Origin of the sequence: Solemya velesiana gill symbiont (genome assembly GCF_002020805.1) — a bacterium.
GTDB lineage: Bacteria > Pseudomonadota > Gammaproteobacteria > Chromatiales > Chromatiaceae > Sedimenticola_A.
The window spans coordinates 15419-31643 of sequence record NZ_MPRJ01000019.1 but is presented as its reverse complement, the minus strand read 5'-3'; the positions used below and the strand labels follow the sequence as shown (position 1 = coordinate 31643).

The 16225-nt window shown below is 57.7% G+C and carries 13 protein-coding genes; all 13 read right to left on the bottom strand.

The genetic code is table 11. The features are described 5' to 3' along the window. Nucleotides 1-27: 27 nt before the first annotated feature. Nucleotides 28-339, bottom strand: a complete 312-nt coding sequence (locus BOW53_RS04335) for a hypothetical protein (protein ID WP_135606996.1) — start codon at nt 337-339, stop codon at nt 28-30. Nucleotides 340-778: 439 nt separating this feature from the next. After that, nucleotides 779-2083, bottom strand: a complete 1305-nt coding sequence (locus BOW53_RS04330) for a DUF58 domain-containing protein (RefSeq protein WP_078486286.1) — start codon at nt 2081-2083, stop codon at nt 779-781. Then, complete coding sequence (locus BOW53_RS04325) at nt 2080-3048, bottom strand: AAA family ATPase (RefSeq protein ID WP_078486285.1); 969 nt, start codon at nt 3046-3048, stop codon at nt 2080-2082. The genes BOW53_RS04330 and BOW53_RS04325 overlap by 4 nt, the downstream gene beginning before the upstream one ends. Then, complete coding sequence (locus BOW53_RS04320; RefSeq protein WP_078486284.1) at nt 3045-4331, bottom strand: DUF4350 domain-containing protein; 1287 nt, start codon at nt 4329-4331, stop codon at nt 3045-3047. Before BOW53_RS04320 ends, BOW53_RS04325 begins: the two co-directional genes overlap by 4 nt. After that, the gene (locus tag BOW53_RS04315; protein ID WP_078486283.1) at nt 4318-5829 is read right to left on the bottom strand and encodes a DUF4129 domain-containing protein; all 1512 of its coding nucleotides are present in this window, start codon (nt 5827-5829) and stop codon (nt 4318-4320) included. The genes BOW53_RS04320 and BOW53_RS04315 overlap by 14 nt, the downstream gene beginning before the upstream one ends. Next, on the bottom strand, nt 5816-6805 hold the full coding sequence (locus BOW53_RS04310; protein WP_078486307.1) for a stage II sporulation protein M: 990 nt from the start codon (nt 6803-6805) through the stop codon (nt 5816-5818). The genes BOW53_RS04315 and BOW53_RS04310 overlap by 14 nt, the downstream gene beginning before the upstream one ends. Next, complete coding sequence (locus BOW53_RS04305) at nt 6805-7506, bottom strand: RDD family protein (RefSeq protein ID WP_078486282.1); 702 nt, start codon at nt 7504-7506, stop codon at nt 6805-6807. Before BOW53_RS04305 ends, BOW53_RS04310 begins: the two co-directional genes overlap by 1 nt. A gap of 29 nt (nt 7507-7535) precedes the next feature. Next, on the bottom strand, nt 7536-8732 hold the full coding sequence (locus tag BOW53_RS04300) for a BPSS1780 family membrane protein (RefSeq protein WP_135606995.1): 1197 nt from the start codon (nt 8730-8732) through the stop codon (nt 7536-7538). 382 nt (nt 8733-9114) lie between these two features. Continuing rightward, nucleotides 9115-10179, bottom strand: coding sequence for a class II fructose-bisphosphate aldolase (fba, locus tag BOW53_RS04295; protein WP_078486280.1), 1065 nt, complete (start codon nt 10177-10179; stop codon nt 9115-9117). Between the two features lie 13 nt (nt 10180-10192). Beyond that, nucleotides 10193-11668 (bottom strand): pyruvate kinase, encoded by a 1476-nt coding sequence (gene pyk / locus BOW53_RS04290; protein WP_078486279.1) that lies wholly within the window; start codon nt 11666-11668, stop codon nt 10193-10195. A 54-nt stretch (nt 11669-11722) separates the two neighbouring features. Further along, on the bottom strand, nt 11723-12904 hold the full coding sequence (locus BOW53_RS04285; protein WP_078486278.1) for a phosphoglycerate kinase: 1182 nt from the start codon (nt 12902-12904) through the stop codon (nt 11723-11725). Between the two features lie 155 nt (nt 12905-13059). Then, a complete protein-coding gene (gene gap / locus BOW53_RS04280; RefSeq protein ID WP_078486277.1) occupies nt 13060-14064 on the bottom strand; it encodes a type I glyceraldehyde-3-phosphate dehydrogenase in 1005 nt (334 codons plus the stop codon). 88 nt (nt 14065-14152) lie between these two features. Then, entirely contained in the window at nt 14153-16162 is a 2010-nt protein-coding gene (tkt, locus tag BOW53_RS04275) for a transketolase (protein ID WP_078486276.1), read from the bottom strand. Between the last annotated feature and the right edge of the window lie 63 nt (nt 16163-16225).

The following is a 16225-nucleotide window of genomic DNA, read 5'->3' as shown; positions in this document are numbered from 1 at the left end:
CGACCAAATCTGTCTCCGGGTTAATTTTCAGAGCTGGGTACCCAGGCTGAAGCAGAAGATGCTGAACAGCACCCACAGGGTCGGCCCGGTCATCAGTCGCTCCCAGAAGGGTGGTCTTATTGGAGTTGGCCTTGGAGGGAGCACTTGCGGCTGGGTTGACTGGGACTTGATCAGCCGCTGTGTCTTGTCGGGATCGAATGCACCAGGCTCCGGCTCAGAGCAGGAGGCTTCAGCCTGGTAGGCTATAAATTGAGTTTCCGCCACAAAACGGTCTTCATGCGGGGAGAGTATCCGGGTCTCTTCACCATCCAAGGACTCGCCCGATTGAGACTTCACCATAACCCTCTCCTGTTCGGTAACGGCGGACTGTGCATCAGCGGATGAGTCCTCGGGTTCGAGCCTGACAACCATGCCTAAGCGAGTCTTCGACCTCGTGAAAGATTTTGGGACCCTCTAGCGTGCTGCGCACACGACGGGCAAGCAGTGCGGCCTCACGGCTACCGGGGACTAACCGCCTCGGCTTTCAGCCTTCCATGGCGGTCAGCGAACGAATGCGTCCCTGGAGACATTGGGCCTAAGCTCACCGGTGTAGATAACACTCAATTGCTGCGCCACTGACATACCCCCAATCAAAAATTCATAACCAACCAATCCCGGCCAGTCCAACTGCACCCAGCCATGCTTTTCAGGATTTTAAATTTTACTCACTTCCCGAATTCAATGCAGTGCACCAACGCACAGTTCCACTTAAACCGCGAGATAGGAAAGAAGTGTACCGCTAGAGACGCCCGGAGGCTTTGACCATGAAGTATTGGTTGACCAGGGCCACAGGCAGTTGAGGAGCGAGAAGGTCCAGGGTGAACGCGCCCTGGTGGCGCAACATTTCGTGATTGCGGGAACGGTTCTCCAGGTAGTCGTGCACACCATGAAACCGCAGCGCACCGGAAAAATCACCAACCGGACGCTGGAGGATTTTATCCAGAACCTCCTCGCGGAGATCAGCGACCACTACCAGGTGACGTCGCGACAAAAGGCGAACAGCTGCCACAAGGTCCTCGCTGTCCTCGTCCCGGGTGTTGGTGATCAGCACTACCAGGGCACGCCGGCGCTGTAAAGGCATCAACTCCCGGGCCGCCTCGAGATAATCCGCTGCCTCGGTCGTTGCTTCGATATCATAGGTCTGGGATACCAGGCGGCGCACCACGTCACCCCCCTTGGTAGGTGGGTACCAGCGACGCGCACCGCCGAAGGCGAGCAGGCCGACGGCGTCCCCCTGCCCCGCTGCCACGTAGGAGAGCAGCAGCACCGCATTCAATGCCTGGTCCAGGTGCTGACCCTGCTCTTCGGCATGGCGCATGCGCCTTCCGCAATCGAGCATGAAGAGGATCTGCTGGTCGCGCTCGTCCTGGTACTCCTTTGAGATCAGTTTGCGATAGCGGGAGGCGGCCCTCCAGTCGATCTGGCGCAGGCTGTCTCCGGCACGGTACTCCCGCAACTGGTGGAAATCATTACCCTTGCCCCGGCGCTGGCGATGCTTTACACCGATCTGGCTCAGGCGATTGTCTGTTGCAAGCAGGGCATAGTGACTGATGGCCCGAAAATTGGGAAATACCTGGGTACGACTCTCAACACTGAGATGACACTTCCGCTGCCACAGCCCCATGGACGATCCGATTAGCAGGTCGACACCTGCGAACACGCCATCTCCCCTCGATCGGGGTCGCACCCGGTAGGTGAGTCTGCCAACTTGGTTGGGAGGCAGTTCTATTACCCGGGGCATATCCTCCGGGATAAAATTCGCCGGATGGTGATCATGCACAACCAGGCTTTTGGTCCGCTCCGATAGATTACGTATTTCCAGGGTCACGCTGCTCCAGACGCCCACAGGTATGCTGCCCCTGATATCACGCGAGACCTCGGGAACAGCCGCTGAACGAAGCAACAGGTAGTCCAGCAGCAAGCCGCCGAACAGGAGAACCGCCGCCATGTTGCGGACAACCTCCAGCCACGGGAGGTAGACGCTAAACAGTGCAAGCGCCACAAGTGCGGCTCCCAGGTAGAGTATGCGCAGGGTTGGCGTCATTGCCTGGGGGCATCCACGTTCTGCAGGATGTCCGACAGCACATCGTCCGGCTGGTAGCCCTCGATCTCGAGATCCGCTGTCAGCTTAACCCGGTGCCGCAACACCGGCAGGGCAACCTGCTTCACATCGTCCGGGGTCACGAACTTACGCCCTTCGAGCACCGCATTGGCCCGGGCTGCACGCAGCAGTGAGATGCTTCCACGGGGACCGCTGCCGTTTTCGATTCCGCTCCATTCCCGTGTGGCACGAGCGATACGCACGGCATAGGCAACGATCTGCTCATCCATCTCCAGCCGGGCCGTATAGGCCTGCAGGTTTTCGATCTCTTCGGGCTGGAGCACTTCATTTACGGCGCTAACATCCAGCTTATCGCCAACGGCACCGCCGGTTACCTGCTGTACCATCATGTGCTCCTCCTCCTGGCTGGGATAGTCGATGAACACCTTCACCAGGAAGCGGTCCAGTTGGGCCTGGGGCAACGGGTAGGTACCCTCCTGCTCAATGGGATTCTGGGTAGCCAGTACCAGGAAAGGGAGCTTGAGCTGGAATGACTGCCCTTCGATTGTAACCTGCTGTTCCTGCATCACCTCCAAGAGAGCAGACTGGGCCTTGGCGGGTGCACGGTTGATCTCGTCTGCAAGGAGAAAGTTGCAGAATACGGGACCCTTGCGCACCCGGAACGAGTCGCTCTTCATATCGAACATGATATGGCCGCTGATATCGCTGGGCATCAGGTCGGGCGTAAACTGCACCCGGTTGAACGCCCCGCCGATGGCCGCTGCAAGACTACGCACCAGCAACGTCTTGCCCAGGCCGGGCACACCCTCCACCAGGACGTGCCCTCCCGCCAGCAGTGCAATGGTGGCATCCCGTATCACCTGCTTCTGGCCAATCATGGCCCGCCCTATCTCCTGCTCCAGCAGACCGACCTTCTCGAGCACCACACCTAGTTCCTGTTCACTCATCGCTGTTCTCTCTTATAGCTCAATCCCGACACCAGGCGCTGCAGCACCATTGTCGCCTTGATGAAATCCTGTTCCGCCGCCACCTCACCGTAGAGGGTTCTGTACACGGCATTGGCAGTCAACCCGCTCTTCTCCCCAATCCATTCGCAGCGTTGTCCTATCTCCATTCCGTTCAGCCCTGGATGACGCTTGCGCCACGCCTGTTCAATCACGCTGCGATTGTTCTCGAACAGTTGCCTGCCACGATCAACCCGCCAGCCAAATTCGGCAGTGGCATCGATATGCTCAAGCAGGTTCCTGCGTATCCGCTCCTGCAGCAGCCTGGGGCCGGTATAGAGCAGCATGCGCCAAAGGGCAGCCAGCAGCAGGGCAGCCAGCAACACCACAATGAAAGGAGCATGCCGCCACAACAACTCCGGCAGTGAAGGCATATCGGTGCTATAGAGCAACCACGCCTTGCCGCTGTCCCGTGTGAGCTCGGACAGCAGGTAGGCGTGATCCCATTCACCTATTTTCTCGTTCCTGAATAGGTCGAGATCACTGAGGACCGTTACCACGCCATGCTCGACAGGGTATTGCAGCAGGTGAAAGCCCTCTTCCGATGCCAATCGCCATGATGCCCAGTCATCCACATCTTCCAGGTAGCGGTGCCCCCTGAATGCCGCCGTGACCTCCCGGCCCTGGGAGGGAACATCGATCAGCACGATACTCAAATCATCCTCATCGCTGCTTTCAGCTCCCTCGTCATCTGTAACGTCCTGCCCTTCCTGCCCCTCGATGCACACCTGTTCTCCCTCTACAGATGCTTCACCGTTCCCCATGCCGGCGGCAGGCATCTCAATGCATTCCCCAGACCATGCAAACTCGGAAGGCATCAACCGAACCCCAAGTTCCTCAAGCAACGCGTTGCCCTCCTCATCCTCGTCCCAATACGCCGGGGGTGTGACGATCAGGCGACCACCCTGTTTCAACCACTCGACCAGGTTATCGAAGCGCTGGGGAGCAAGCCGGTTGCCGAGACACCCGATCAACAGGGCATCCTCCACGGGAGGCAGGTTGGCCAGGATATCCCGACCAGAGACACTCTCCACCTCCATCCCGGTTCGCCTCAAGTAGTGCTCTGCGGCAAGGAACTTGTTGCGCCTCGCCTCCGGGGAGATTTCCACCAGCACATCACTGTAGTGGCGTTCATGGTTGTTCAGAAACCAGCTCACATACCAGCCGATGCCGGCAACCAGCAACAAGCCGATCACGATCAGGGCGATGCGATTAGCCCTGGACATGACCGTATACCATGCGCCAGCGGTTGCAGAGCATCTCCACGTCATCCCGCCCGGGCGTGACGTGGGCATAAGCCATACTCAACCAGCGCGAAGTGAGTTGAGTGAAATACTCTACCTCGTCCTCATCCCTGTTCATCCTCACCAGTTCCAGGCATTCCCCCTCTGTCGCACTGGCGGGTATCTCGAGGTGGTGATCCTGAACCAGCCGTACCAGTGCCCCTCGGTAGAGGAGGCTGAGTGCGCTCCTGATCCGCCCGTCCCTGACCAGCAGGCTGGCTTCAGCGGCAATATCCTTGGGCAGTGTATCGGGACGTATATCCAGGCCGAACAACTCCAGCGGCACCTGCCTGGACCGGCGTCCACGACCGTCTCCCTGCAACATATCCAGAAACCAGTCGCGATTACCGACGATTTTATAGATCAGAAAGACAACCACCAGAACCGCAAGCCCCCAGAGCACAACCTCTCCAACCGCAGCGTATTCCTTGAAGAAACCGCCGATGATATCGAATAACAACTCCAACCATTCAAGCAGTCCTTCAGTATCAGCTTCATCGCCACGGTCCTCTTCGCCGACATATTTCCAGTAACCGTGCTGCTCATAGCGCCCGAAGGTCTCATCCTGCAGCACCTCTTCCACCACCTGTTTCGATTTCTCAGGCGTTATAACTTCCGCCGCCATGGAAAAGTCGGGAACTGAAAAGGAAGCCAGGGCCGCCACAAGCACCAGCGCAGTCACACCGGACGCTCTTTGCTTACCCTGTTTAAGACGCTCGGCAGTTCGCCTGAAGTTGATCTCGATGTCCCAGCCTTCCAGCTCGCTGCGCCTGTGGAGGTAGAGTGCAAAACCGCCCGCAACGTAGAACGGGGCAATAACCGACATCGCTATCAGCGTGACAGGAACCTGCAGCCACTCGCCGACCCTGCCTTCTGCAAACACCAGCATTTCAACATCGATCCAACGCAACTCTTCAGGAATCAGGAAGTAGAGAACGAGTATCATCGAGGTCTCAAGAATGGTCTCAAGAATCAAGCCCACAAAGGTAAGCCAGGTAGCTGCGTGCTGACCCTGTCCGAGTATAGAAATACGGCTGCTGCGCGCCTTTCTTCTCAGCCCTTCCAGCAGAGCCACCGGCATATTGAATGAACGATTGGGGCTGAAACGCCGCCATGTCAGGTTGGCAAACAGTTGTGGTCGCACGATACGCCACCACTGGCGAGCCACATCTTTGCGGGTCAACGGCTCGCCGAACACCGCCCGGCTCATCCAGAACAGAAGGGGTGGCTCGTAAAACGGCTTGAACCACCAGAGCGCCAAGAGCAATATCCAGACTTCGCCGCCAGCGAGTAACAGTGCCAGCAATCCCAGGGGCAAGGCGGTCATGAACCAGAGTTGCCACAGCGGCATGAACCAGCGCCGAGCCAGTGTAAAGCCGAGATCGATGGCTTCCCAATGCCCGCGCTTGCGCAGTGCGATCTGCAGACTACCGATTTCCACCAGCCCCCCTACCTGCAAATACAAAATAGAGAATGACCAGCAGCCAGAGCATTGTGGCTAAAAAATACTTGACGGTGTTTGGCACCGCGCTGGCAGACCAGAAGGCCTCGATGAAAGCGGCACCCAGCAGCATCAGTGCCGCCCCCATGACCAGGGGAAGTGCCTGGCGTCCCCTGCGCCGTATGGAGTCAATCCGTCGCAGCTGTCCCGGCGCCAGCATACCGTGACCGAGTGAGAGTCCCGCTGCGCCGCAAATGATGATAGCCGTCAGCTCCAGTGACGCGTGGCTGCTGACAAAGCCCCAGAAGGTTTCATGGTAGCCAATGCCGCTGAGGTGTCCTGCAACCCCGCCGATGACCATACCGTTGTAGAGCATGGTAATGACCGTACCGATGCCCGCAAGGATACCCATGGCAAAGGTGCGAAAACCGATGCCGATATTGTTGAAAATATAGAAACCGAACATGACGAAGTTGGACTCGCTGCTGCGCTCCAGGGTACGGCCCGGCCTGGCGTTGTCCGATGCATACATCTCCTCCATCGCTTCCACCTGGTCAGCACTCATCACGCTGTAGATGAAATCCTGATCGCTTGCGCAGTATCCTCCGATGATCAGCGCCGGCAAGAGAAACAAGGCAAGAGAGAGCAGAAAGTAGTTGCCATGGCTTCTCAGGCTTCGTGGAAAATCGGTTGCGATAAATGCAAGCAACCGCCATAACCAGGCCCCACGTCGTTTATAGAGTTGCTGATGACCACGAAGTACCAGGTGATGCAGTTGGGCAACCAGGGCAGGACTGTAGCGGCGGCTACGGGCAATGGCATAATGATTACAGACCTTGCGATAGAGATGGGGCAGCGCAGTCGCTGACTCCGCATCAACCTTTCGCCTGAAACGGCTTCTCTCCAGTTGATCCAGGAGATCCCCCAACTCGCTCCAGACAGGTTCGAAATGTTGTTCGAAGGCGTCCTGATGCATCAGCGCCCTCTCGTCAGCCACTTGGCGTAGGACCAGAGTCTGTTCACTGCATCCTGGTTTTCTTCGCCGGTGACGCTTTGCAGCAGGTTTGCCAGCTCCCAGCGCCGCTCAGGGGTAAGTTTTTCACTGCGCTCGGCGAACTCGATAAAGAAGCGCAGTTCGTCCACAGTGAGGCCGGGGGGTGGCGGCTTGGATACGACATCAGGAAGCTCACCCCGTTTCTCCTCTTCATCACGATAGACCACCAGGGTGCCTGCAGCCATATCGCCAAGACGCTGAAAATCACGATTTGCCAACATCACCAGCAGACCGACACCGTACAGCAGGGGCAGAAAATCAGCTGCTCTTACCAGGTTTCTGATAACAGACGCGGAAAATGAGATCGGCGTACCGTTGTCGTTGATTACCACCAGCCCCATCGCACGCTTGCCCGGCGTGGCACCTGTGCGTATCTCGAAAAAAACCGGGTAGAACCATTCGATGAGAAAGAAGCCGATCAAGATAAGCGCAGTGCCGATACCGCCAAAAAAGGAACCGACTCCCAGGATAAGGCCATAGGCCACCATTCTGATGGCGAGATCAATGGCCCAGGCACAGGCCCTCACGATAGGGCCCGCCAGTCGTAACTGGAGCTCTATACCCTCGGGTGTCTCATAGGTACGAACGGTGTCGGTGGTACCAGCCTGTGCAGTGATTTCCATTTATCAACCGGCAACCAAATGACCCACAATCAATCGAAGTAGATGTCCCGATAGGCGACATAGATCGAAGCCGTAATCACGGGAATCAGGACCAGGAATCCAAGAAACACGGGGATCGCCGCCAACACGCCCAGAACCAGGGATGCCAACCCATAGACAAGGAACGGTAGCACATTCTTCAGCGCTCCCAAGAAGCTCAGCTTCATTGCCGCAACGGCGGAGAGTCCATCAAGTGCGACCAGGGCAGGTGCAAACCAATAAGCCATGAACAAGGGAATGAAGAGCATAAACGCAATGCTGACCGGCAGCATAAAAAATGTGTAATCTGGCATCACCGCGGCACCGGCTGCTGGATCCTGAAGGGTCATCATCTCCGCACCGACCACGGAAAACACATCCATCATGATGACGACAGCACCAACCAGGTAGAGCACCCCCACCAGCACGAGCTGTCCAAAATTCTGCTGAAAACCGCTGAACAGGTGACTGACGGTAAAGTCCTCCCCTCTATCCTGGGCACTGCAACCGATCATAAAGCCTGCCCCGATGACAGGTGATAACAGCGTGGTGGCCAAAGAACCAACAAGCGGGACCATACTCAAGATCAACAAGATGACGATCCAGACCACCAGGGCGAGAATCCAGGCTACGGGATTCTGCCTGAACAGTCCGAACCCCTTTGTGATCCAGCGCCAGCCATTGCCGGCAGGTACAGACCCGGGGCCGTGCAAGTCACCCAACTCACGATCCTGGGCTACGTTGGCGGTGGGTGCCTGGTAGGGATTTGCAGGATCACTCTCCTGCTGCTGAGCAGATGATTCTGCCTGGTGTGCGAGATACTTGGATATCACGATGCCGCAATCGAGACAGTTACCTTCATCAATGCGGGCAGAACCACAATTGGGGCACAGCTCCCCGGTATTGGCCTGGTCTGCACCCTCATCCGCCGCAGGTGTTTTACTCGATTCGAGAGCCTGACGCCCGACAGCAGGATCCATCTGTTCGACGATGACCTCCATGCCGAGCTTTTGCAGGACCTTCTTGTACTTGGCAGCATCATCGGCATTCAGCCCCCTCTTCATCACCACTTCACGATCGGCATTGGCAAGGGCCTCAGCCTCGGCCTCGGATATACCGAAACGACTGACGAATCCCCCGATAAATGCACCCTTGTCGGTACCTGGCATCAGGCTACCAGTATATACGATCTTGAATTCCCCGGCCATCGACATCGCTCCCTCTTTTTTACTTGTTGATTGCCGTACAGTGCAGCTGAATGTTTCATTCTAATGCACGGGAAGGATTAAACAATGTTAATTCCCTGGATAATCCAAGCATTTGTTTCTTCGCTACTTCAAGGAACAGCGGGCCAGTGGAAGTCACTCGCTCAGCCTACAGATTAGGCATTCCCAAATTCAGCTTCAGTGCGTAATTCCCTGGATTCCGGCATCCGCCGGAATGACGGCTTTTGTACACAACCGATCTGCATACCGTACATCCTGTACATCGCCGCTCCTGTGCATCCCTGCACCCGCGGCATACCGTACATCCTGTACATAAAAAAAGGGGCGCCGAAGCGCCCCTTCTTTCGAACGTTGAACCCGTGTCTTAGTTGACCTTGGGGTCCAGCTCACCAGCTTCGTACTTGCCGAACATGGTCTCCAGGGAGATCGGGGTGATCTTGGAGGCCATACCAGCAGAACCGAAAGCTTCGTAGCGGTTCTTGCAGATTTCGGACATCGCGTTGGTGGCTTCCTTGAGGAACTTGCGGGGATCGAAGTTGCTCGGGGCGTCGTGCAGGTGACGACGGACGGAGCCGGTAGAGGCCATACGCAGGTCGGTGTCGATGTTGACCTTGCGAACGCCGGACTTGATACCTGCAACGATTTCGTCAACGGGCACACCGTAGGTCTGACCCATGTCACCACCGTAGTCGTTGATGATCTTCAGCCAGTCCTGGGGTACGGAAGAGGAACCGTGCATAACCAGGTGTACGCTGGGGATGCGATCGTGGATCTCTTTCACGCGGTCGATACGCAGGATCTTGCCGGTAGGCTCCTGGGTGAACTTGTAAGCGCCGTGGGAGGTACCGATGGCGATAGCCAGGGCGTCAACACCGGTCTGCTTGACGAAGTCAGCAGCTTCATCGGGGTCGGTCAGCAGCTGATCCATGTCCAGCTTGCCTTCGGCACCATGGCCGTCTTCCTCGCCCATCTCGCCGGTCTCCAGGGAACCCAGGCAGCCCAGCTCACCTTCAACGGAAACACCAACAGCGTGAGCCATATCAACGACCTGCTTGGTGACGTTGACGTTGTACTCGTAGCTGGAAGGGGTCTTGCCGTCGGCTTCCAGGGAACCGTCCATCATCACGGAGCTGAAACCGGACTGGATGGAGCGTGCGCAGATAGCGGGAGAAGCACCGTGGTCCTGGTGCATGCAGATCGGAATGTGCGGATACATCTCGATAGCCGCTTCGATCAGGTGACGCAGGAAGGGCTCGCCCGCGTAGGAACGTGCACCGGCAGAACCCTGCAGGATCACCGGGCTGTCCACGGCATCGGCAGCCTGCATGATGGCATGCACCTGTTCCATGTTGTTTACGTTGAAAGCCGGCAGGCCGTAGCCATTCTCGGCAGCGTGATCCAGAAGCTGGCGCAGGGAAATGAGAGCCATGTTCTTCTCCTTTTCAGTAAGTCTTTCTTATTAATTCCAAATTAATCGTTTGCCGGCACAAATGCTCGCCGACCTTCAGGACCTTCATTACATTGGTGCCACCCTCGACACCGTTGAGGTCCCCCTTGGTTATAATCACCAGGTCACCATTCCGCACCGCACTGCGGCGCAGCAGTTCGTCCACAACCTCGATATTGGCGGTCTGGCTGTCCATCCCGGCGACGTCAAAGCTGATGGGATAGACACCGCGGAACAGGGTCACCTTGCGTCGCGTGGCAACGTGATCGGTCAACGCATAGATCGGGATACCCGAGCTGATGCGCGACATCCACTTCGGCGTGGAACCCGACTCGGTCAGAGCGGCGATAGCCGCTACACCCAGGTGGTTCGCAGTGTACATGGTCGCCATGGCAATAGCTTCATCGATGCGACCGAAAACCGAATCGATGCGGTGACTGGATTTTCGTACAGCAGACTGCTTCTCCGCCTCACGACAGACACGATCCATGGCCTCTACAGCCTTGACCGGGTACTTGCCCGCAGCACTCTCGGCAGAGAGCATCACCGCATCGGTACCATCCAACACGGCGTTGGCGACGTCAAACACCTCTGCACGGGTAGGCATCGGGTTCGAGATCATCGATTCCATCATCTGGGTTGCCGTGATGGCGACCTTGTTCAGTGAGCGCGCTTTCTTGATCAGCTCTTTCTGCACAGCAGGCAGTTCAGCGTCACCAATCTCAACTCCCAAATCACCACGGGCGATCATGATGGCCTGGGAAGCTTCGATGATCTCTTCCACGCACTCCAGCGCTTCAGCACGTTCGATCTTGGATACGATACCGGCGCGTCCACCCGCCTCTTCCAGCAGACGCCGTGCTTCATGTACATCATCCGCACTCTGCACAAAAGAGACCGCGAGGTAATCCGCTTCGATACTGGCAGCGAACTTGATGTCCTCCCGGTCCTTGTCAGTCAGGGCAGGAGCGGACAGTCCACCACCCTGCTTGTTGATACCCTTGTTGTTGGAGAGGGGCCCACCAATTGTCACCTTGCAGTGGACTTCGCTGCCTTCGACACCTTCAACCCAGAGCACGATGGCTCCATCAGCCAGGATCAGGGTATCACCACGCCTGACATCATCGATCAGGTCCGGGAAGGTGAGTCCGATACGCTCCTGGGTACCTGCATTGAGATCACAGTCGGCATCAAGGATGAAGGGATCGCCTTCTTTCAGGGTGATTGCGCCGTCCTTGAAACGGCCAATTCTGATCTTCGGCCCCTGCAGGTCGGCCAACACGCCGACCTGGCGCCCACTGGCACGGGCCCGATCACGGATAGTCTCAGCCCTGACCCGGTGCTCTTCATGAGAGCCGTGTGAGAGGTTGAGTCGTACCACATCGATGCCTGCGCTGATCAGTTGATCAAGCACCTTGGGGTCATCAGTAGCAGGACCCAGCGTGGCTAAAATCTTCGTTCTTCTAAGCATAATATCTCCGGGCTCTGCCGCCGATCCTCACAGCGGCAGAGCCCATATGGACCTTTAGCCCTTGGCACACTCTTCGAGCATGGCGACGGCAGGCAGGGTCTTGCCTTCCAGGTATTCCAGGAACGCACCACCGGCGGTGGAGATGTAGGAGACCTTGTCGTAGATGTCGTACTTCTGGATCGCCGCGATGGTGTCACCACCACCAGCCAGGCTGAAGCAATCGGAGTTCGCGATGGCCATGGAGACGGTCTTGGTGCCTTCGCCGAACTGATCGAACTCGAACACGCCTACAGGACCATTCCAGACCACGGTACCGGCGTTAGCGATGATGTCGGCCAGCTCATTGGCGCTGTCAGGACCGATATCGAAGATCATGTCGTCGTCGGCAACGTCACCGGCTGCCTTCAGGGTAGCCTCGGCGGTTTCGCTGAACTCCTTGCCGCAAACCACGTCGGTAGCAATGGGAATGTTGGCGCCGCGGGCCTTCATCTTCTCGACCAGGGCCTTGGCGGTGTCCACCAGGTCATCTTCGCACAGGGACTTGCCGACGTTGTTACCCATGGCCTTGAGGAAAGTGTTGGCGATACCGCCGCCGACCACCATCTGGTCAACCTTCTCGGAGAGGGCCTCCAGAACAGTCAGCTTGGTGGATACCTTGGAGCCACCGACGATGGCCACCATGGGGCGGGCAGGATTTGCCAGGGCCTTGGCCAGGTTATCCAGCTCGTCGGCCAGCAGCAGGCCGGCGCAGGCGGTGGGTGCGAACTTGCCGGCACCATGGGTGGAAGCCTGGGCGCGGTGAGCAGTACCGAAAGCATCCATTACGAAGACGTCGCACAGGGAAGCGTATTTCTTGGCCAGCTCTTCGTTGTCCTTCTTCTCGCCCGCGTTGAAGCGCACGTTCTCGAACAGGACAACCTCGCCGTCGGCCACTTCAGGCGCGTTCTCCAGGTAGTCGGGGATCAGACGCACGGCGGTGCCCAGCTTGGCAGACATGTCTTCAGCGATAGGCTGCATGGAGTTCTCTGCATCGACCTCACCTTCGGTGGGACGACCACGGTGAGACATCACCTGGACCTTGGCACCTGCTTTTACACAGTGCTCGATGGTGGGCATGGAAGCGGTGATACGGGCATCGGAGGTAACCTTGCCGTCTTTAACAGGTACGTTGAGATCAGCGCGAATCAGGACACGCTTGCCGGCGAGGTCGAGATCGATCAGCTTGATGAAGGACATAGAGAGACTCCTTGTAAGCTATCTTTGTTGGTATTTGAAAGGTATTAGATGAAATGGTTATTTCAGCTAATGCCTCTCGGGCATCTGGTGCAGGCTGAAGCCGGGTGGGCCATGCACGAGGCATGGCCCACCCGGCCAAGCTACAAGCTCAACGCTTAGTTGGCAGATACGTGCTCAACGAAGCGCAGCATGTTGGCGGTGTAGCCGTACTCGTTGTCGTACCAGGAGACAACCTTGACGAAGGTACCGTCCAGCTGGATGCCTGCGCCGGCATCGAAGATGGAGGAGTAGCCAACGCCGCGGAAGTCGGTGGAGACAACCTTCTCATCGGTGTAACCCAGGGTGTCACCGATACCAGCGGTCTCGGAAGCTTCCTTCATGGCGGCACAGATGTCGTCGTAGGTGGCTTCGCTATCCAGTTCGCAGGTCAGGTCAACCACGGACACGTCGGAGGTAGGCACGCGGAAGGCCATGCCGGTCAGCTTGCCGTTGAGTTCGGGCAGTACCACGCCAACAGCCTTGGCAGCACCGGTGGAGGACGGGATGATGTTCTCCAGGATACCGCGGCCGCCGCGCCAGTCTTTCTTGGAAGGACCGTCAACGGTCTTCTGGGTAGCGGTAGCAGCGTGAACGGTGGTCATCAGGCCACGCTTGATGCCCCACTTGTCATTCAAAACCTTGGCAACGGGAGCCAGGCAGTTGGTGGTGCAGGAAGCAGCGGATAAGATGGCCTGGCCAGCGTAGGTGTCGTGGTTAACACCGTATACGAACATGGGGGTGCCGTCCTTGGAAGGAGCGGACATAACCACCTTCTTGGCGCCAGCGTCGATGTGCTTCTGACAGGTCTCTTCAGTCAGGAAGAAGCCGGTGCACTCAAGAACGAGGTCAACACCAACATCGGACCAGGCCAGGTTGGCGGGATCGGTCTCTGCGGTCAGGCGAATGGTCTTGCCGTTAACAACCATGTTGTTGCCATCGACACCAACTTCACCGCCGAAACGGCCGTGTACGGAGTCGTACTTCAGCATGTAGGCCAGGTAATCAGCATCCAGCAGGTCGTTGATAGCCACAACCTCGATACCGGGGAAGTCACGGGCGATAGCACGGAAAGCCATGCGGCCGATGCGGCCAAAACCATTGATGCCTACTTTGATAGTCATTTTCAGATCTCCTTGAGAACGTAATTTCAGTCTTACTTGAAAGCTTTAACAGCGGGCGGCCATCGAATGGCCGCCCGTCATTGGTGGATTAACCGATGACGTCGGTTACAGCCTGGGCCACTGCGTCAACAGTGATGCCGAAGTGCTTGTAGACCTCGCCCGCGGGTGCAGATTCACCGAAGGTGTCGATACCGATCACCTTGCCGTTGAGACCGACATACTTCATCCAGAAGCCGGTAACACCAGCCTCTACTGCAACACGTGCGGTAACGCTGGAAGGCAGTACAGACTCGATGTAGTCGGCGTCCTGGGCGTCGAAAGTATCGGTGGAAGGCATGGAGACGACGCGGATGTTCTTGCCGCTCAGTGCTTCCTTGGCCTGCATGGCCATCTCGACCTCGGAACCGGTGGCGATGATGATCGCGTCAGGGGTACCGTCGCAGTCGGAGAGGATGTAGCCACCCTTGGCGATTGCAGCGATCTGGTCCTCGGTACGCTCCATGTGAGCCAGGCCCTGACGGGAGAGGATCAGGCTGGTGGGACCGCCCTTGCGCTCCAGGGCAAACTTCCAGGCAACCGCGGTCTCGACCGCGTCACAGGGACGCCAAACGGACATGCGGGGAATCATACGCAGGGTAGCGGTCTGCTCGACGGGCTGATGGGTAGGACCGTCCTCGCCCAGACCGATGGAGTCGTGGGTGTAGACGTGGATCGGGCTCTGCTTCATCAGGGCCGCCATACGCAGGGCGTTGCGTGCGTACTCGGAGAACATCAGGAAGGTCGCGCCGTAGGTCTTGAAGCCGCCGTGCAGCTCGATACCGTTCATGATGGCGGACATGCCGAACTCACGTACACCGTAGTGGATGTAGTTACCGGAGCAGTCGCTGGCGCTCAGACCCTTGGCACCGGACCATATAGTCAGGTTGGAGCCGGCTAGGTCAGCGGAGCCGCCCATGTACTCGGGTACGAAAGCACCGTAGCCTTCGATGGAGTTCTGGGAAGCCTTGCGGCTGGCGATTTTCTCGGCTTTCTCGTCCACGGACGTGATGAAGGCCTGGGCCTTCTCTTCGAAGTCGGCGGGCAGGTCACCGGCCATGCGGCGCTTGAACTCTGCAGCCAGCCCGGGGTGAGCGGCAGCGTAGGCGTCGAAGCGGGCGTTCCACTCGGACTCTGCATCGCCACCCTTGCCCTTGGCGTCCCAACCGGCGTAGACATCTTCAGGCACTTCGAAAGGACCGCCGTTCCAGCCCAGTGTTTCCTTGGTCAGTGCAATTTCGTCTTCGCCCAGAGGAGCGCCGTGGCACTCTTCCTTGCCCTGCTTGTTGGGAGAGCCGAAACCGATGAGGGTCTGGCAGCAGATCAGGGAGGGCTTGTCGGTAACAGACTTCGCTTCTTCGATGGCAGCCTTGATGGCGTCGGCATCGTGACCGTCCACCTTGGGAATGACGTGCCAGCCGTAGGAGTCGAAACGCTTGGGGGTATCGTCGCTGAACCAGGCGGGAGCCTCTTCACTGCCGCGCACTTCACCGTCGATGGAGATGTTGTTGTCGTCGTAGAAGCAGATCAGCTTGCCCAGGCCCAGGGTACCGGCCAGGGAGCAGGCTTCGTGAGAGATGCCTTCCATCATGCAGCCGTCACCCAGGAATACGTAGGTGTCGTGATCGACGATGGTGTGGCCATCGCGGTTGAACTGGTCAGCCATCGCCTTCTCGGCGATTGCCATACCCACGGCATTGGTGATGCCCTGGCCCAGGGGACCGGTTGTGGTCTCAACGCCTGGGGCGTAGCCATACTCGGGGTGACCCGGGGTCTTGGAGTGGAGCTGACGGAAAGATTTCAGATCGTCGACGCTCAGGTCATAACCGGTCAGGTGCAACAGGGAGTAGATCAGCATGGAGCCGTGACCGTTGGAGAGTACGAAACGGTCGCGATCCGCCCAGTTGGGGTTGGATGGATTGTGCTTCATGTAGTCGTTCCAGAGCACCTCGGCGATATCTGCCATACCCATGGGCGCACCAGGATGGCCGGAGTTGGCTTTCTGAACCGCATCCATGCTCAGTGCACGGACGGCGTTAGCGAGTGTTCTACGTGAGGACATAAGCCCCTCCTCTCATAAAGACTTGTTAGAAATTTTATATTCCGGTCCAGGGCAGACCTGATG